The 17,147-nt window shown below is 72.6% G+C and carries 21 protein-coding genes; all 21 read right to left on the bottom strand.

All coding sequences use genetic code 11. From position 1 onward, the window contains the following. The 21 genes from ACIOJE_RS27180 to ACIOJE_RS27280 all read right to left on the bottom strand — a co-directional run bounded on the left by ACIOJE_RS27180 (position 1) and on the right by ACIOJE_RS27280 (position 17,093). Positions 1-420, bottom strand: a complete 420-nt coding sequence (locus ACIOJE_RS27180) for a hypothetical protein (protein WP_400779497.1) — start codon at positions 418-420, stop codon at positions 1-3. A 16-nt stretch (positions 421-436) separates the two neighbouring features. Then, positions 437-871, bottom strand: a complete 435-nt coding sequence (locus ACIOJE_RS27185; RefSeq protein ID WP_400779499.1) for a DUF3307 domain-containing protein — start codon at positions 869-871, stop codon at positions 437-439. Positions 872-1,230: 359 nt separating this feature from the next. Beyond that, complete coding sequence (locus ACIOJE_RS27190) at positions 1,231-1,830, bottom strand: hypothetical protein (RefSeq protein ID WP_400779501.1); 600 nt, start codon at positions 1,828-1,830, stop codon at positions 1,231-1,233. 40 nt (positions 1,831-1,870) lie between these two features. Further along, positions 1,871-2,632 carry a hypothetical protein gene (locus tag ACIOJE_RS27195; protein ID WP_400779503.1) on the bottom strand — a complete coding sequence of 254 codons (762 nt, stop codon included), beginning with the start codon at positions 2,630-2,632 and terminating at the stop codon, positions 1,871-1,873. A 401-nt stretch (positions 2,633-3,033) separates the two neighbouring features. Then, a complete protein-coding gene (locus ACIOJE_RS27200; RefSeq protein ID WP_400779505.1) occupies positions 3,034-3,354 on the bottom strand; it encodes a hypothetical protein in 321 nt (106 codons plus the stop codon). A gap of 102 nt (positions 3,355-3,456) precedes the next feature. Beyond that, complete coding sequence (locus ACIOJE_RS27205; protein ID WP_400779507.1) at positions 3,457-3,708, bottom strand: hypothetical protein; 252 nt, start codon at positions 3,706-3,708, stop codon at positions 3,457-3,459. A gap of 11 nt (positions 3,709-3,719) precedes the next feature. Next, a complete protein-coding gene (locus tag ACIOJE_RS27210) occupies positions 3,720-4,052 on the bottom strand; it encodes a hypothetical protein (protein ID WP_400779509.1) in 333 nt (110 codons plus the stop codon). A gap of 41 nt (positions 4,053-4,093) precedes the next feature. Continuing rightward, a complete protein-coding gene (locus ACIOJE_RS27215; RefSeq protein WP_400779511.1) occupies positions 4,094-4,453 on the bottom strand; it encodes a hypothetical protein in 360 nt (119 codons plus the stop codon). Positions 4,454-4,537: 84 nt separating this feature from the next. Further along, entirely contained in the window at positions 4,538-5,728 is a 1,191-nt protein-coding gene (gene dnaN / locus ACIOJE_RS27220) for a DNA polymerase III subunit beta (RefSeq protein ID WP_400779512.1), read from the bottom strand. 64 nt (positions 5,729-5,792) lie between these two features. Further along, on the bottom strand, positions 5,793-6,416 hold the full coding sequence (locus tag ACIOJE_RS27225; protein ID WP_400779514.1) for a hypothetical protein: 624 nt from the start codon (positions 6,414-6,416) through the stop codon (positions 5,793-5,795). Positions 6,417-6,541: 125 nt separating this feature from the next. Continuing rightward, positions 6,542-6,889 carry a hypothetical protein gene (locus tag ACIOJE_RS27230; protein WP_400779516.1) on the bottom strand — a complete coding sequence of 116 codons (348 nt, stop codon included), beginning with the start codon at positions 6,887-6,889 and terminating at the stop codon, positions 6,542-6,544. Positions 6,890-6,967: 78 nt separating this feature from the next. After that, positions 6,968-7,372 carry a hypothetical protein gene (locus tag ACIOJE_RS27235; RefSeq protein WP_400779518.1) on the bottom strand — a complete coding sequence of 135 codons (405 nt, stop codon included), beginning with the start codon at positions 7,370-7,372 and terminating at the stop codon, positions 6,968-6,970. Positions 7,373-7,492: 120 nt separating this feature from the next. Then, positions 7,493-8,011 (bottom strand): AAA family ATPase, encoded by a 519-nt coding sequence (locus ACIOJE_RS27240; RefSeq protein WP_400779520.1) that lies wholly within the window; start codon positions 8,009-8,011, stop codon positions 7,493-7,495. Positions 8,012-8,164: 153 nt separating this feature from the next. Beyond that, positions 8,165-8,701 carry a hypothetical protein gene (locus ACIOJE_RS27245; protein ID WP_400779522.1) on the bottom strand — a complete coding sequence of 179 codons (537 nt, stop codon included), beginning with the start codon at positions 8,699-8,701 and terminating at the stop codon, positions 8,165-8,167. Between the two features lie 57 nt (positions 8,702-8,758). Next, positions 8,759-11,023 (bottom strand): type IV secretory system conjugative DNA transfer family protein, encoded by a 2,265-nt coding sequence (locus ACIOJE_RS27250; RefSeq protein WP_400779524.1) that lies wholly within the window; start codon positions 11,021-11,023, stop codon positions 8,759-8,761. A gap of 9 nt (positions 11,024-11,032) precedes the next feature. After that, entirely contained in the window at positions 11,033-11,407 is a 375-nt protein-coding gene (locus ACIOJE_RS27255; RefSeq protein ID WP_400779526.1) for a hypothetical protein, read from the bottom strand. Between the two features lie 3 nt (positions 11,408-11,410). Next, positions 11,411-13,579: a hypothetical protein gene (locus ACIOJE_RS27260; RefSeq protein ID WP_400779528.1), complete on the bottom strand. Its 2,169-nt coding sequence runs from the start codon at positions 13,577-13,579 to the stop codon at positions 11,411-11,413. Between the two features lie 141 nt (positions 13,580-13,720). After that, a complete protein-coding gene (locus ACIOJE_RS27265) occupies positions 13,721-14,293 on the bottom strand; it encodes a hypothetical protein (protein ID WP_400779530.1) in 573 nt (190 codons plus the stop codon). Positions 14,294-14,417: 124 nt separating this feature from the next. After that, the gene (locus tag ACIOJE_RS27270; protein ID WP_400779532.1) at positions 14,418-14,573 is read right to left on the bottom strand and encodes a hypothetical protein; all 156 of its coding nucleotides are present in this window, start codon (positions 14,571-14,573) and stop codon (positions 14,418-14,420) included. Positions 14,574-14,685: 112 nt separating this feature from the next. After that, on the bottom strand, positions 14,686-16,365 hold the full coding sequence (locus ACIOJE_RS27275; protein ID WP_400779534.1) for a hypothetical protein: 1,680 nt from the start codon (positions 16,363-16,365) through the stop codon (positions 14,686-14,688). A 134-nt stretch (positions 16,366-16,499) separates the two neighbouring features. After that, positions 16,500-17,093, bottom strand: coding sequence for a hypothetical protein (locus tag ACIOJE_RS27280; protein WP_400779536.1), 594 nt, complete (start codon positions 17,091-17,093; stop codon positions 16,500-16,502). Between the last annotated feature and the right edge of the window lie 54 nt (positions 17,094-17,147).

Below are 17,147 nucleotides of genomic sequence, written 5' to 3' on the forward strand. Positions count from 1 at the left end.
TCAGCCCTGCCAGCGGCTCTGCAGGTTGCGGATGGCCTCGACGTCGGCGGCGTCCTTGGGGCGTGCGGCGGTGGCTTTCCAGTGCGCGGTGTCGTCGAGGGTCAGGAGCGGGATGCCGTCGATCAGGTCGGCGCGGTCGATCACGTCCGCGCAGTCGACGGCGGGCCAGGTGTCGAACACCTCGATCGCGGCCTCGGGGTGGTGGATCGCCAGGCCGAGTCCGGATTCGGCGGGCCGGGGCGGGGCGATGGTGAGGGCGCGCTGCCAGGCGAGGCCGCAGGCGAGGATGTCGAGGTCGTGCAGCCGGGAGCGCAGGCCTCGGGCGTACAGCGGGGCAGACCCGCACACCACCCAGTGGCCCAGCGGAAGATCGAGGGCGCGTAGGGCGTCGAACAGCCCAGCGGGGTCGGTCAGGATCACGGCGCGCCTTCTGCGGTCAGCTCAGGACGGTGAGCAGCAGGGCGGCCGGGAACAGCCCGAGGCCGATGTGCGCGGCCTGGTCGACCTGGGCGGCGCCGCCCGTTTCGAGGTAGCCGCTCTGGCCGGTGTGCTCCATCCACCACCGCACGCCGATCCTGCGGTCGATGAGGGAGTGGGACAGGCCGACCCAGGCGAGGGCGGCGGCGGCAGCGGGCAGGCGCACATCGAGGCCGAGGGCCAGGACACCGATGGCGAGTAGGGCGGCGGTGGTGGCGACATGGGTGCCGGCGTGGACGAGGTTGGCGCCCCATCCATGGTGGTGGCGGCCCGGGTGCGGGTCTTCTTCGCCCTCGGTCCACCCTGCCTTCCGGGTGGCCAGGCGGTCGGTCTGAAGCGGGAAGTCACTCAGGTAGTGGGCGACGAACAGCAAGACGAAGGTGTCTGCGAACATCGGTCGGTCCTCCCTGTCGGGTGACGGCTGATGAGGGACGAGCGGGGTGCCTGGCGAATCCAGCGCTGGACCGGCCTTCGTTGGGGCCGGCCCGGGCCGGACGGCGATGGCGGTCTTGGTGCACCGCGGCGCCTGCCGTCCCGGCCTGGCTGGCGGGCACAGTGGTGACGTGCTTGGTGCAGGCCCAGCGGCTGGCCCGGCCGGGCATGCCCTTGCGGGCCGACTGACAGGAGCTCTGGACCCAGACGACTGCGAACGTGGCGGCGAGCACGGGGCCCCTTTTTTTCGTGGTCAGGCAGGTGGCGTCCCGCCGCCGGGTCTGGGGGCGGCCCGGCGGCGGGACGAGGTGGTGGGCGGGGTCAGCGCCCGGACTCGTGGCACTCGCAGTTCGGGACGGACTGCCAGCCGTCGGGGGTGCGCCGACGGCTGGGTCCGGCGCCGGGGATGCCGCTGCCGCCGCAGGTGGTGCAGGAGGCGTCGGCCCCGGGGTCGAGGGCCCATTCGAGCCCGCAGGAGCGGCAGCGGGCGCAGTCCGCGTGGTCGTCCGTGTCGCGGATGGGCTCGCCGTACTCTTCGGCGCCCGGCGTCTGGCAGCGCGGGCAGGTGATCGTGTACTGCCGGGTGCGGACGGCGTGGCCGAGGGGGTCGGCGGCGACCGCGAGCAGCACCTGGTGGCAGGCGGCCTCGATCTCGGCGACCTGGTGGGCGAGGGCCAGCGCCTCCTCGCGGGTGTGCTTGTAGGCGGCGGCGCGGCCGATGTCCCTGACGGGTCGCCAGCCCTCGTCCTCGATCCAGGCGCGCAGGCCGACCATCGCGCCGTTGGTCACCGCCCAGCCGTCGCCGGCCTGGTCCCGGTGGACGACGACCTCGCCGTAGCCGCCGGCCTCGCCCTGCGGGATCGGCACCCGGAACTCCACGGCCAGCGCCAGCTGCTGCTCGGCGGACATGGTGCTGCTCACTGTGTCTCTCCTTCCGTTCTTGTGGGATCGCCCGGGCCGGTCAGGCTGCGGCGGTCAGGGCCTGGTCGAGGGCGGCGCCGCGCAGCGCGGTCAGCGTGTAGTCGCGGAGCCGGTTCTCCAGCAGGACCGCGAAGGCGAGGGCCTCGGCGCGCATCGCGGCGTAGTGGGCCGCAGAGCGGCCGAACTCGTCGGCGGCGGTGTGGGCGGCGTCGATGGCGAGCCGGCTGACCGTCCAGAGGGCGGCGGAGCAGCGGGAGCTGCCGGCGACGGAGAGGGCCATCTGCTTGGCGTTCATGCCGCTGGCGGCTTCGGGCTCGCGGCTGTTGCACAGCCGCCAGTCCTCGTACGCCTGGTGGACGCGGTCCGGGTCGGCGGTGTGGGTGGCGGCCCAGGTGCGGGCGAGGTCGGGGAGCTGGTGGTCGATCAGGTCGAGGACCTGGCGGCCGCGCGAGCCGAGCGCCTGCCAGGACTCGGTTTCCTGTACGACGCGGATCCGGTGGGCGAACAGCCGGTGCGCGCTGTCGCGCCCGCCCCAGGTGCCGGTGGTGCCGAGCGGTTCGATGATCCACAGCCGCCGGGGCCAGCCGGGCACGTCCGCCAGGACCTCGCCGGGCGCGGTGACGGTGCGGAAATAGGAGAAGGCGGTCTCGTCGTACCAGAGGTTCTGGCAGGGGTTGGGGTGGTCGATGGTCGTGCCGACCGCGTCGGCCAGGTTGACCGGGGTGCCGGCGGCGAGGCTGGCCGGGATGATCCCGTCCGCGTCGGTGGCCAGGTAGTGGGTGGCGGGCTTCTTCGTGCGCACGGCGGTGGTCCTCTCGCTCGTGGTGTCGGCCGGGCGGCCGCGCCGCGCACCACGGCGCCCCCGCCCCCGCTGCCTGGCTGGGGCGGGGAACGGGGCGCCGTGGTGGGCAACGTCAGGGCCCGGTCGTCAGTGGTGGAGCAGGCTCCAGGCGATCAGCAGGATGAGGCCGATGATGGCCAGGACGGCCTTGGGGGAGATGCTGACGGCGGCTTCCAGGCGCCGGATCTCGGCGTGGATGGCGTCGCATTCGGCCTGGATGCCCGCGTGGGAGGGGCTGCCGGGGGTGAGGCCGGCCAGGATGGCGGAGCGGTGGTGGAGCCGTTCCTAGAGTGCTGCGATGCGGGCCTCGCGGGATATCGCCCAGCTCATCGATGGTGGTGCCTTCCTGTCGGCGGTGCGGGTCAGCTGGTGGGCTTAGGCATCGAGCGGCACTCGTTGGCGTGGGCGTTGGCGTCCAGGTGGGCGTCCTGGCGCTCGTTCGGCAGGTACGGGTCGCCGAAGGAGCCCACGCTGCCGGTGGTGCCGCAGCCGTTGCACTTCCAGGTGAAGCCGTCGACCTCGTGGTAGGTGTCGCCGACGTAGGGGCGGCCCTTCGGGAGGAACCTGGTGCGGAAGCGGATGCTCGTCAGGTCGACGTGGGCGCCGCCGACGGTGAGGTAGCGGGCGAGGACGTTCTCGGGCCAGGCGGCGGTCCACACGGTGCTGGTGGTGGTGCTGCTCATCGGGTTTCCCTCCCCGAGCTGCTCCGGGACGCGGTGTCCCGGATGGTGCGCGCCTGGGTCGTGAACCCTCGCCGGCCGGTGCCGGGACGCGCTGGCGGCTGGTCAGTCGCCGGAGCTGTAGCGCTTGGTCTGCTTGAGGACGTGGTCGCGGGTGAAGCCGGTCTCGGCGGCGGCGTCGGCCTGGAGGACCTGGCCGGTGCGGATCAGTTCCGCGATGGCGGACCACATCTCGGCGTCCGCTTCGGTCTTGGCCGTCTCGGCATCGGCGTGGATCTTGTCGCGCGTCTTCTTGAGCGCGGCGATGCGGGCGCGGCCTTCGGTACGGGTGGTCTGGTCGGGGGTGTTCTGGGACACGGTGCTACTCCTCAGGCGGCGGGGTGGGTGGTGAACTTGGCCTCGGCGTGCGCGGTCAGCCCGTCTACGTCGATCCCGATCCCGACCGCGTCGACGTACGCGGCCTCATGCGCGTCGCCCATCTCCAGCTCCTCGCTGATGTCGTCGAGCAACACCGAGAGGTCGGCCGCTGGCATCACGCCGGCGAGCGCCCCGAGAAGGCGGTGCGCCCACCAGGCGTTGACGGCCGCGTCGGCATGGGCGCCGGTGGTGCCGCGCGGGCCGCGGGCGATGCCGACGCTGTGCGCGATGGTCTGACGGAGGAAGATCTCGTGTCGGGCGCGGATGATGTCGGGGGTGGTCACGGTGGTCTCCGTAAGGTCGGCTTGGGGCGGGGCGGGCTGGTTCAGAAGAAGGCGAGCTGCTCGCGCTCCGCGTGGGCGAGGTCGGGCAGGCCGGGGGAGTCGGCGGGCGCGACGTTCTCCCTCACCCATGCGGCGGCCTGTGGGGGCATGGCGTCGCTTTGGCGGGCGCCGGTGTCGTGGTGGTCTCGGGCGCGCTCGAGGGCGAGGCGGGCGCGGCCGGCGTCGGTGAGGCGGGGGCCGTCGGGGTGGTCGGCGATCAGCCCGCCCCAGATGAGTTCGACGACGTTGTTGGGGACGCCGTGGATGCGGTAGCGGTCGCGGTCGTAGCCGAGGAGGCCGCGGTCGGCGAGGTCCAGCCACATCGCGTTGACGGGCCTCTCGTCGGGCCAGGGGTCGTACACGGCGGGTGCCTCCGTGGTGGGTGCGAACGGGGGCCGGTCCGGCCGCGCGGGGTAGGCGGCCGGACCGGCAGAGGACGGGATGGGTCAGCCGGAGAGACGGACCGGCATGACCAGGTGCTGGTAGGTGGCGTCGTTGCCGTCGCCGAGGCGGCCGGCCAGGTACGCGGGCTTGTGCGGGTGGCGGACGTGCAGCTCGGCCTCGGAGGTGCCGAGCGCCTTGAGACCGTCGGCGAGGAACTGCGGGTTGAAGGCGAGGACCAGGCCGTCGCAGGTACCGTCGTCGTCCGCGCCGGCGGTGTGGACGGGGATGCGGTCGCTGGCCTGCGCGTCGTCGCCGGAGCCGGCCTCGATGCGCAGCTGCTCGCCGCCGGGTTCGACGACCAGGCGCACGGGGGTGTTGCGGGTGGCGACCAGGGCGACGCGCTGGATCGCGGCGACGGCCTCGGCGACCGGCAGGCTCAACGTGATCGGCCACTCGCCTTCGAAGAAGCCGCCCATCTTCGGGAACTCGTAGCCGTCCAGCAGGCGGGTCATGTAGGTGCGCCCGCCCGGGATGGACAGGCCCAGCAGGCCCTCCGACCAGTGCAGAGTCAGGGTGTGCTCGCCCTCCAACGCCTTCGCCGCCTCGGCGAGGTTCCTGGCGGGCACCAGCGCCGCGGCCTGGTCGTCGCCGTCCTTCTTCCTGCCGCGCTTCGCCGGGGCGGGCACGGTGCCGGTCGGACGGATGGTCAGCTCCTTGTGGGCCATGCGGTAGCGGTCGGTCGCGTCCAGGTGGAGCAGCTCGCCGTCCAGGCGCACCTTGATGCCGGTCAGCGCGGGCAGGGCGGTGTCGGTGCTCGCGGCGACGGCGACCTGGGCGACGGCCTCGGCGAGGACGTCGGCCTGCACGGTGGCGACTGCGTCCGGCAGGGCGACGGTGGCCGGGTACTCCTCGACCGGCAGGACGGGGAGGGTGAAGCGGGCCGCTCCGCAGCCGACGACCAGGCGGGCTCCCTTGTCGACGAGCTCCAGGTCCACGTCGGCGGTCTTGGGCAGGCGGGAGCAGATGTCGTTCAGGAGCCGGCCGGGGACCAGCGCGGTGCTGTCGTCGGCGACCTCGGCGGAGACGGTGGCGGACGTGTAGACCTCGCCGTCGGCGGCCGACAGGCGCAGACCGCCGTCGCCGGTGGCCAGGAGCATGCCGAGCATGACCGGGACCGGCGCGCTGGCCGGGAGGGCCTTGGCGGTGTAGGAGACGGCGTCGGCGAGGGCGGAGACGGGCAGGCGAAGCTTCACGGTGGTGCCTTTCAGGATGAGGGGCCGGGCTGATGTCGGGTCGGGCGGTGGAGCGGCGGGCCGGTCAGGCGTCGGCGTCCTCGATGTAGTCGGGGTCGCAGGTGGGGTAGTCGGTGTCCAGCAGCAGGCACTCGCCGTAGTCGTCGGCGCTGTCCAGAACGAGCTCGGCGGTGCCGTTCCAGCCGTGGACGACGGCCATGACCGGCGCGTGGTCGGGCAGGCCGGCCAGCACCGCGGCGAGGTCGCCGACCGTCAGCACGCCGGTCAGGGCCGTACGACGAGGAGCGGCGGGCTGCGCGGTCGGCGCTACACCGGAAGCGCAGGCGGGTGCGGGCAGAGCGAGGTCGAGGGCCAGGGCGTGCGGGTCGGGCTCGACCGGGGCGCTGCTGAGAACGAGCGCGCCGTCCCAGACGGTGGAGCGCACCGGCTCGATGTCGCGGCAGTTCCAGTCCGGGACACCGAAGACGACCGGCAGTTGGTCGGGCACGTCGGCGATGCGGGCGGCGAGGTCGCCCGCCGTGAGGCGGGCGGCGCTGTAGGGGGTGCCGGCGATCCGCCAGCCCTCGCTACGGTCAATCTGCGGGCGCTTCGCCGCGGCACGGATGGTCTCGGTGATGGCGGTGACCGCGGCGGCGCCCATCTCCTCAGGGCTGGCCGGGTCGGCGGTGACGGTGACGGTGATGCTCACGACGTCCTCCAGGCGGATCGCGGTGTCGGCCGGTCGGCCGGCCCCATCCCCGGAAGCGCTCCGCCCACCCGGCCGACGTTCGGCGGGGTGGGCGAGCGTGGCCAGGAACGAGGCCGGTCGGCCGGTCAGATGCGCTGGAAGCGCTGGGTGCCGGCGTCCCAGCGGGCGCCGGTGACCAAGCGGTTGAGGTCCTCGACGGCGTCGGGGTCGTCGGCGGGGCAGGGCACCAGGCCCAGGCCGGGGACGTCGCGCACGTACCAGCCCCACTCGCGGCACTCGGCCGTGCCGGGCCACTCGCCGGTCCAGGTGCTGCGGCAGCGTTCGTCGTCCTCGTCGTGGTCGCACATCAGGTACTGGCGGCCGTTCTGGGCGCAGAGCGCGACGTCGCAGCCGTCCTGGTGGAGTTCACCGGGGGCAACCTGGAGGTCCGGGCAGAGAGCCGATACCGCAGGGTCGGACGGGGTGGTGGTCACTGGGGTGCTTCCTTTCGGGTTGATGCGGGCCCGCCCGCCCCGGCCGCGGCGTACGGCGGGGCGGGGGGGCGGGGCTGGTCAGTCGCGCGTGGCGGGCTGCAGGGCCCTGGGGTTGCCGGCGGCGCTGCGCTGGGTGAGGAGCCAGGCGCCGGCGGCGGTCATCGCGGGTCCGTCGTCGAGCAGGGCGAGGGGGGCGGTGTCGATGTCGTGCATCAGCTCGGCCGGGTCCAGGTGCCGCATGTGGGCGACGGGCGCGTACGAGATGACTTCCTTGGTGGCCAGCACGAGGAGCTTGGCCTGGTCGAGGTACTCGCCGTGGTCGGGCGGCAGGACGCGGCAGGCCATGGTGTGGCCGGCCTCGCCGGTCAGGTAGCGGTCCATGTCCCGGTAGAGGACGTAGGAGCCCGGCTTGGGCTTGTTCCTGATCGCGTTCTGGATGATCTCTTCGAGGGCGTACGGGTTGCTCGGGTCCAGGCGGCCCATGCTGTACTCCACGGTGTGGTGGTGTCGGCCGGTCGGCCGGCCCCGCCCCCGGACGCGCCACCGCCCGCCCCGGGCGGCGGGGCGGGCGGTGTGCGGCCGGGAGCGAGACCGGGCGACCGGTCAGTCCTGGGTGACGTCGGCCAGCACCTGGTGGGCGGGCACGGTGCGGATGTCCTGGAGTTGGGTGACGGTGCCGGCGAGGTAGCGCTCGCGCAGGTCGAGCAGGAGGCGCAGGTCGCTCACGGCGATGACGGTCTCGACGGCGGCGGCGCGGCCGGTGATGGCCAGGCGGTAGAGCTGCTCGGTGAGCGGCCTGCGGCGCAGGAGGTGTTCGGCCTCGTCGATGAGCAGGCGGATGCGCGGCTCGGTCCGGGTGGGCTGGTGGGTGGGCGGTTCGGCCTCGTTGAGCTGGCGGGCGTCGCGCAGGGCCGTGTTGCGCTGGTCGACGATGGCGAGGGCGTGGTTGAGCATCTGCTGGGCTCCGTCGGGGGTGGTGTGGCGGTCGGCGGCGTCCAGTTCGCTGCGGGGGGTGATGGCCCAGGTGGTGGTGGCCGGGTCGTCGGCGGCCTGGGTGATCAGCTGCTGGAGGGTGTGGGACTTGCCGGAGCCGGTGGTGCCGATGATCAGGTGCGTGGACATGCGGGGTTCCTCTCGGTGGGGTGTGGTCCCGCCGGACAGGCGGGATGGTCGGTGGGTGTGGGACGCGGTCCGCCCGCCCTGCCTAGATGGCGGGGCGGGCGGAGACGTGGCCGGGGAGCCCTTGCAGACATATGGCTGCGGTCCGGAACGGGCCTACCGGCTGCGGGCCGCCTCCCACAGGTCCCGGTACGGGGACTGGCCGCACGTGCGCTGCGCCTCGGCGCAGGCTCGCGCGAACGCGGCCCGGACGGCGCCCTCGTCGGTGCCGCGGGCGGAGACCTCGGTCAGCGCGCTGGCGCCGGGGCGGTACTTGATGCGCTCGACGACCGGCTGGTCCGTGTAGCTGTCGGTCTCGAACTCCCAGGCCCACGACCAGCCTTCGAAGTCGCTGATCCACGTCCGCAACTCCCGGCCGTCCGGCGCCCACGACCTCGGCCCCATGGCGAACACCCGCAGCCGCGCGGGCACCGTTAGCCGGATCGCCGACAGCCCGCCGGGGCCGAACTGCTGCCAGCGCTGCCGAGACCAGTCCTCGACCGAGGCCGGCCGGTTGTGGTCCTGCGCCCACTGGGCTGCGACGCGCTCGGCGTGCTCCCGATGTTCGAAGGGCAGCGTCCGGGCCGTGGATGCGGTGGTGCCGCCGAGCAAGGCGACGTGCACTGCCGATTCGGATTCGTCGCGGTGAGGCATCTCTTGATCTCCTCTACGTCTGGAGCGTGGGCGGTGCTCAGCGACCGGCCGCCGGTCTCAGTGGTCGCCGCTCGTGTGCAGCGGCAATCCGTACTCGCCGGCGCCCCGGCGCACCAGCGTCTTGTCGCGGGCGAGCTCGGAGCAGGCGTTGAAGGCGGTCTTGCGGGCGACGCCGGCGATCGTGGTGATCGCCTCCACGCTGAGGTAGCCGATCTCCTCGTTCATGGGGTCGCGCTGCTCCTCCAGGGCGCGCACGATCTTCTCCTTCGCGGTGGGCTCCTTGGTCAGGACCGCCGGTGCCGGACCGGGCTCCCACGACCCGGTGCTGTCCCCGCCGCCGGTGGCGGTGGGGTCGATGGGCGCGGCGGCGATCAGGTCCCGGTCGTCCCAGTCCGGGAAGTCCAGCGGGACGGCGATGTTCGCCGGGTCGAAGAGGCCGGCGGCGGACTCGAGGATCCAGGCGCGCATCATCTCCGCGCGCTCGTCGGGGCCGACGACGTAGCCGACGCCGAACGTGCGGCGGGGGTCGTCCTCGGGGACGGTCGGGTCGTAGATGAGCGAGTCGTCGGCGCCCCTCCAAAACGCGGGGATCTGGGAGGGGTCGATGCCGTCGAAGGAGTCGGGGAGGTCGAGGCGCTGTTTCTGCGCACCGTCGGAGCGCAGGAGGATGAGGGCGCCGCCGTAGAAAACGTTGTCGCGGATCGCGGTGTCGCCGCCCATCTTGTCCAGGTTGAGGATCTGCCCGCACAGCACCAGGGCCATGCCCAGGGAGCGGCCCTGCTCGGCAAAGGCGGCGATGATCGTCGCCGCCTCGTCCTGGTAGGGGGACTTGTCGCCGAGGAGCTGGGCGAACTCGTCCAGGACGACCGCGATGAACGGCATCTCGTCCGTGGGGACGAAGTTCTTCATCCTCAGCGCCTGAGACTGTGCGATGCGGTGCTGGAGGATCGCGTACGCCAGGCGCAGGGCGCCCATGGCGCCTTCGCGGCCGCAGCCGGCGTAGGCGGCCATGTCCTCCACGTCAGGGTTGCTGGAGCCCTTGGGGTCGGCGTAGATGATCGCGACACCGTTGATGTGGTACGACAGGCACACGAGTTGCAACACCCCGCCCTTGCCGGAGCCGGTAACACCGACGACCAGCACGTGCCGGGCGCCGCCGGCGGGGTCGTACAGCTGGACGCGGGAGGGCCGTCCGGAGATGCCGGTGCCGAGCTCGACGAAGCCGTTCTTGTTCGCGAGCAACGCCTGCGCGCCGGGAAGAGGCCGGCCGTCCTCCAGCGGCGAGCGCAGCATCTTGCGGACCTTCGCGCGGCGCGGGTCCTGCGTCGGCTCGAAGCTCACGAGCAGGGACGTGGTCCGCAAAGCGCCGGCGAGCTGGTAGGTGTCGGGGACGGTGACGGTGTCGGTGTCCTCGTCGGCGACGACCCACGCGGCGACACCGCCGGTGGCCGGGTCGTCGACCAGGCCCTCCAGGTGGGTGCCGGGCACGCAGCCGCCCTTGCGGGCCACGCGCTGCAGCCACAGCGTCTCCAGCTCACTGTGCTGCGCCTGCCCGGCCGGTGGGGGCACGAGGTCGACGTGGATGTGCTTGGAGCTGGTGTGAGGGCCTTCCTTGATGCTCACCCAGGCGGCGGGGATGCGGTACACCCCGGAGATGGTGTCCGGGGTGACGGTGATCGGCCGTCCGGGCTGGGCCTCGATGATGCCCTCCCACCCGGCCGGGCCGAGGGCGGTGAGGGAGAGCTGCTCGCCGGTGTGCGCGCCGTACTCGCCGGAGATGTGGGCGCGCCACAACTCCAGCACCTTCCGGACGGCAGGCGCGGGCTGGTCCGGCGCGGGCTGGGTGGCGGGGGCGGTCTTGCGGCGGGGACGGCGGCTGCCGCCAAGGACCCGGCGCAGAGAGAAGCCGACGAACGCCACGCTGCCCCACCACACCACGGAGACCACGCCGGACACGGACGGCATCTCCATCCACCCGGCGGCCAGGGCGTCGATGCCGGGCAGGCCGCTGACCGTCGCGGTGGCGGCCGCCGTCGCGGTGGCCACCGCCGACACGAACATGGGCCGGCGGTGGGCGCGCACGATGTCGCCGCCCGGGACCGCCTCCAGCGTCCGGTCGGCGATCAGACCCGCGTAGTTCACGCCGGCGACCACGATGGGCACGGCGAGGAACGTGTCCACGGTCGTCATGGCCTGCGCCTGCAGCAGCGGCATGAGGGCGGCGGTCGCCACCGGCACCGCCACCTCCGCGAGGGCGAAGGCCTTCTCGACGGACGGACTGCGTACCGCCTCGGCGGCGGGGGTGGTGTGGTGGGTGGTCACGGCTTTCTCCTATTCCTGGGTGTACCAGCTGGCCTTGGCCATGGGGACGGGGGAGCGGTCGGCGGCCTGCTGGATGCCGTCGTGCAGGCGCACGGCCTCCTGGTCGGCGGCGGTGGCGGCGAGGGAGGCCTCGTCGGCGGCGGTCGAGTAGGCGAGGGCGGTGGTAGACAAGCCCTGCATGATCCGCGACACCTCGCGGGTCTCGGCGACCGTGGAGGAGTCGACCTTGAGGGCGGCGATCTGCTCAGCGATCCGGCCGGTGTCCTTCGCCTCCGCGTTGAGGGTCCTCGCGAGCTTCTTGTGTGCCTCAGTTGCCTGCCTGACCTCCTTGGCCAGGGCCCGCACCTGCCGGCGAAGTTCGCGGTAGGTCAGCGTCGTCGCCATCGGTCAGCTCCCCTGCTTGTCCTGGTAGAACTCCCGCTCCGCGGGCGAGGTCAGCGGGCTGTCGACGACGGCCTTGTAGATGACGCCGTGTCGGACGGCCGCGTTGGCGGCCAGGACCTTGACGGCCTCCGTGCCGCGGCTGGCGTTCTTCTCGATCTGCTCCGCCTTGGCCCGCAGCGTCTGCGCCCGCTCGGCCAGACGCTGCACGATGGCAACAAGCCGGGCCCCGCCCTTGACCTGTCGGGCGTCCTCCGCGAGGCGCCGGGCACGGGTCGCATGGTCGACGGCTTTGGCGCGGGTGTCCTTGCTGCCCTCGGCGACCTTCGCCAGCACCCCGCCCTTCGCGGCCATACGGCGCTCGAACTGCTTGAGCGTGCGGACCTCGCCGCGGCTCATGCTGTTCTTGACGCCGTCCGCGGAGAAGACGATCGCGTCGTTGCCGACGGCCATGACCCGCGCGGGCACGGTCGGCGCGGCGGGGCCAGCCTGGGCCGGGATCGCGGGCGGCTGCTCCGGGCGGGGCGGCGCCGCGGCCCCGCCAGGTGGGTTCTTGTCCGCCAAGTCGGCGGTGGATCCGCTGACCGGGACCATCCCGGCTGCGGTGTTCGGGTCGTTCATCGTCGTCCTTCCGTCCCGCGCGGCGGGACCGTTCACAGGGACAGGGGGATTCTTCGCACCCGGGACCGATCCGGCCCTGGCAGCGCGGAACTTGTCGGGCCGACGGCCCTCGTGGCCGACCAGCCGCACCGGTCCGGGGTGCCCCGGGGGACCGGTGTTGATAAGGACGGAGTCCCCCACCATGGCGCCGGTCTTCACCGGCTTCACCGGCTTCACCGGCTTGTCCGGCGTGGTCTTGGGAGTGCGGAACTTGTCGTCCGGGCCCTTGCGGTCCGGCGGCGCCGCCGGGGCGGCCGGCTCCGGCGCGGCGCCCACCAGGCCGCTGACCTTCGCGCCCCGGAACTTGGTGTAGCTGCCTTTCGCGTCGACCGTCTTCGCTGACGCCTGGCCGCCGCCTGCGCCCACTGGACCGCCCGGCTTGGGAGCGGCGGGCCCCTTGTCCGGCCTCGGGTCACTGCCGCCGTCCGGTCGCTTGCGCGGATCCGGCCCGCCGCCCGGCTTCCCGCTGGTGTCAGCTTTCGCCTCCCCGGCGGGGCTTTCCGGTTTCAAGGCCTTCACGTCGCCGGCCTGATCGTCCTTCGGCGCCTTGCCGTCGGCCGCCTTGCCGTCCGACGTCTTGGCGGACTTGCCGTCGCTGTGCTGCTTGTCGTCCTTGTCGTTCTTGGAGCTCTTGGAGCTCTTGGTGTCGGCGGACTTGGTGTCGGTGCTGTCCCGGCTGTCCTTGCCGGTCTTCGACGCCGTGTCGTTCTTGGAGCTCTTGGTGTCGGCGGACTTGGTGTCGGTGCTGTCCCGGCTGTCCTTGCCGGTCTTCGACGCCGTGTCGTTCTTCGAGGCCTTGCTGTCGGCGGACTTGGTGTCGGTGCTGTCCCGGCTGTCCTTGCCGGTCTTCGACGCCGTGTCGTTCTTCGAGGCCTTGCTGGCCGCGGCCTTGCTGTCGGTGCTGTCGGCCTTGCGGACGTCCCGGTTGTCCTTGCCCTGGTGCTGGTGGGTCTTGTTGTTCAGGTCGGCGACCTTGGCGTCGCGCTGGGAGCGGTGCTGCGCCGTGTTCTCGTTCTTCGCGAGCCGGTCGGACTTGTTGGCGTTGGTGGTGTTGGTCGAGTTCCCGGAGACCCTCGTCTCCTTGACCTCGTGGTTGCGCTTGATGGTGGTGGCGGTGCCGGTGCGGCCCAGCCGCTGGGCGAGGGCGCGGACCAGGGCGCCGAGCGGGCCGTCGCCGGCGGACTTGCCGTCGGATCCGGTGGCACCGTTCTTGCCGTCGCTCTTCTTACCGGGCTCGCCGGCATCGGGGGCGGCGGCGTCCTGGGGGTCGAGGTCGGCGGTGGTGCCGAGCACGGAGCGGGCGGGCTGGACGGGGGCGAGGAAGTGGGCGACGCCGCCGGGGGCGGCGTCCGTTCCGGGCGCCGCAGCGGGTTTGGCGGGCTCCGGTCCGGCGGCGGGAGCGGCCTCCGAGACCGGGGCCGCGGCATGGGCGGGAGCCGCGCCGGCGGTGGGCGCGGGCACATCGGGCGGGTGCTCGGGCCGGGGCGGGACGGCTGCGGCGGAGGGTGTCACCATCACGAGATCCTTACTCTCCGCGACTTCCTTTCCTTTCCTTTCCCGCCCGGAGAATGCCCTTCCCGAGGGCATGACCTGGGCCTGGGAACGCGGGACGCCGTTCCCAGGCCGGGAAGGGAAAGGAAAGGAAGTCACTGACGGTTACTTACGGGTGAGATGTTTCTTCAGCCAGCCGCCGGCCACGGCAACACCGGCGACCCCGAGGACGGCCAAGCCGACACCGGAGTTCGAGCCGCCGTCATCACCACCGGAGGCCACCCTCTGGGCCGTGTTGACCATGCCCGGAGAGTCGACCGCCGGGTACGCCTTGGCGCAGTCGGCGATCGCGTTGTAGGCGCCGGTGGCCTTCGCGACGCAGGCCTGGACGGCCTCCCTCCGGGCCTTCTGGGCGTCGGTTTCCACACCGCTGGTCTTGGCGGTTTCGGCCGCCAGCGAGGCCTCCTGCTTCTGCTTCTCCAGCTCGAGGCGGGAGTTGTCGAGGGCGATCTGCGCCCTCTTCACCTCGGCGTCGGCCGAGGCGGAGGCGTACTGCGACCAGGCGACCATCCCGGTGGCGACCAGGACGACCGCCCCGCAGGCCACACCCGCCTTCATACGGGGGGAGAGTCTGGCGTTGGGGGCGTAGGCGCCGTGCAGCGGCGGCGTCTGCTTCCACGACGGGATGCTGCTGATGTCGTAGGCGGGGTCGTTGTAGACCGAATCGCTCTCGGCCATGGCGTGCTCCTTCTCTGTTCGGTGGACTCGGCGCCGACCGGACGCCTTCGCCAACCGCCGGAACCCTGTTCAGGGGCCCAGCGGCCAGCCGAGATGCCCGGATCTCGGTGAGTGGGACGGCTCGTCAGCGGCGGCGGCGCAGCCGGGGGTGGCACCACCAGCAGTCGGGGCCGTGGTCGTGGCTGGTGCGGGCGTGGACCAGCACGAACGGCGTGGCCACGGTGGCGGTGACGGCCAGGACGACCAGCACGAGGCCGATCAGGTACTCCAGGGTGCTCACGGGGGGCTCCTTCGGGCGTGCTCGGTACGGTGGTGCAGGCGCCGTCGGCACCTTCGGCGGTCACCAGAGCGATATCCGCGACCTGGTGGCCACCGGAGAGGCCGACTTCTCGTCAGGCCGCCTCGTCGCCGGCCTGGGTGTCGCTGTCGCGCGCCTCCTCGGAGACCGGCATCTCGTCCTCCAGCGCGGAGGAGATGACCGCGAGCTCGAAGTCCGGGTCGTTCGCGAGGCGCTTCTTCGCGGACCGGATGCGGTCTCCGACCCATGTCTCGCCCTTTTCGTAGCGCTCGCCGATCGCCTTCTGGTCGATCTCCGAGCCCTCCAGCATCAGCCGCGCGACCTCGCGCTCGGCCTGCTCGCGAAGGCGCGAGCGCAGTTCGCGAGGGACCGTGCCGCCGTTCTGCGAGGCGATTTCCGAGGGGACACGCGAGGCGCCGGTGCGGGGAGTGCGAGCGGTCTGCGAGGTCAGGCGCTGCTGCCTCGCGGCCGCGCGCTCCTCGGCCTTGCGGCGTTTGTCGGCCGCCTCGGCGGCCTCCTTCTCCCGGCGCTCCTGCTCCGCCGCCTGCTGCTGCCTGACCTGCTCGTTCGCCAGCAGGATCTTCGCCTTGGCCTCACCCTCGGCCTTGATCCGCAGCGCCTCGCGCTCGGCTTCCGAACGCCGCCGGGCGTCCTCGTTTTCCCGGGTCTGACGCAGCTTCTCCGCCTCAGTTTCCTGCTCGCGGCGGGCCCGCGCGTCCTCGTTTTCCTGGGCGATCCGGGCCTGCTCGGCCTCGCGAAGCGTCCTCGCGTTCTCCAGCTCGCGCTGCTCGCGGATGCGCTCGATTTCCGCCTCACGTTCGCGCTGGAGCTTCTCGGCCTCGTTCTTCGCTCGGGTTTCCTCCAGCTCCTTCTCGCGAAGCAGCTGCTGCGCCTCGAACTCGCGGGCCTCGCGAAGCTTGCGGTCCTCGCGTTCGGCCTTCTCGGCCTCCAGCCGGCCCTGCTCGCGGAGCCGCTCGATCTCCGCCTTCGAGGCACGCTCGGCCGCAGCGGCCCGCTCCTGCGCCCGCTCGCGCTCGTGCTGCTCCTCGCGCTCGGCGCGCTCGGCATCGAGCGCGGCCTGCTCGGCCTTCTCGCGCTCGGCCAGCGCCCGGTCTTCGCGCTCCTTCTTGGCCGCCTGCTGCTGGTCCTCGTAGGCCTGGATGACCTCGCGCAGTTCGCCGAGCCGTTTCGCGAGGTACTTGCGGTAGCCGGAGGACGCCTCCGCCATCGTGATGAGCAGGAACGGAGCCACACTGTGGAGCAGCAGGCCGCCGGCGTCCGGGTGCTCGGGGATCAGGGCGAACACCGCGTCCGGGTACAGGCTCGTCCAGGAGTTCATCAGCCAGGTGCTGATGCCGGCGAACCAGCGCAGCAGGAACGGCCAGGTGCCGGCCCGCTCGCCGCCCTGCTCGGCCAGGACCCCGTCGACGTACAGGACGGTGATCAGGGCGAGGGAGGCCATCGGGTCGAGCATCCAGGCGATCCAGCCCGGGATGTCGTGGCTCATCGCGAACAGCGTGACGTTCGCGCAAGTGAAAACGAGCGCACCGCCGCCGATCGACATCAGCGACCGGGTGATCATGTCGCCGAGCTTCTTCAGCTTGGCCAGGGCGGTCTTTGCCGCTTCGTATTCCTGGCGGGTGATGACGTGCCGGGCCACCCTGGCGGGGGCGGCCGGTGTCGGGGAGGGACGGGGCGAAGCCGAAACGGGGCCTGGCACGGGGCGCGCCGGGCCGGGCGGGGCCGCCGTCGGCGGCAGGTCGGTGATCGTCACAGGGGCCTCCGGAAGGCTCGGTTCAGGTGGTTCCGAAACGGCGGCCGGTGCTCCCGAAACGCGATCACGCGCTTGCGAAACCGGCCGCCGCTGGGGGCGAAGGAGAGGCGGCCGGGCCCGAAACACGGCCTCGGTCAGCTGCGGGCGCCGGTCTTCTCGGCGTCGGCGGTGTCGCCGGGGCCGGCCGGGATCGCCCGGCAGGAGGCGGCGTGCTCGTTGGACCGGCGACGCATGTCGGCCAGGTCGTGGCTCGTGTAGGAGGAGCTGTCGTCCCCGCAGGTGACGCACTTCCAGGCGTAGTCGTGGCCGTGGACGTTCTTGTCTTGGCAGTAGGACCAGTAGGTGCTCGGCTTCCCGGTCACCACCGTGGTCCCGCCACCGACGGTGCGGAACCGGAGCACCGTGTGCTCCGGCAGCTCCTCCCTGACGGTCGGCTGCGCGCTACGGAGCTGCTGCAGCTCGGCGCGCAGCTCGGCGATCGTGCACCTCAGTCCGGCGCACACACCGACCTGGTCCGCCTGGACTCGCTCCAGCACCGCGCGCGCCTCGGCCTCGGCCCGCGCGGTCTCGGCCTCGGCCTGCTTCTTCTCCACAAGCGCGACGCGCAGCTGCTCACCAAGCTTCGCCAGTTCGCGCCGCGCGCTGCTCTCACGCGCGGCGGCGTCCTTGGCCTGCGCGGCCTGCTCGCGCAGCTTCGCCAACTCGGTGGTCCTCGCGATGGTCAGCACGGGAGTTCTCCTCTTCTATAGGGGACGTCAGGTGGAACGGGGTTTGCCGTGGTG

The sequence above is a fragment of the Kitasatospora sp. NPDC087861 genome (genome assembly GCF_044742585.1).
Classification (GTDB): domain Bacteria; phylum Actinomycetota; class Actinomycetes; order Streptomycetales; family Streptomycetaceae; genus Kitasatospora.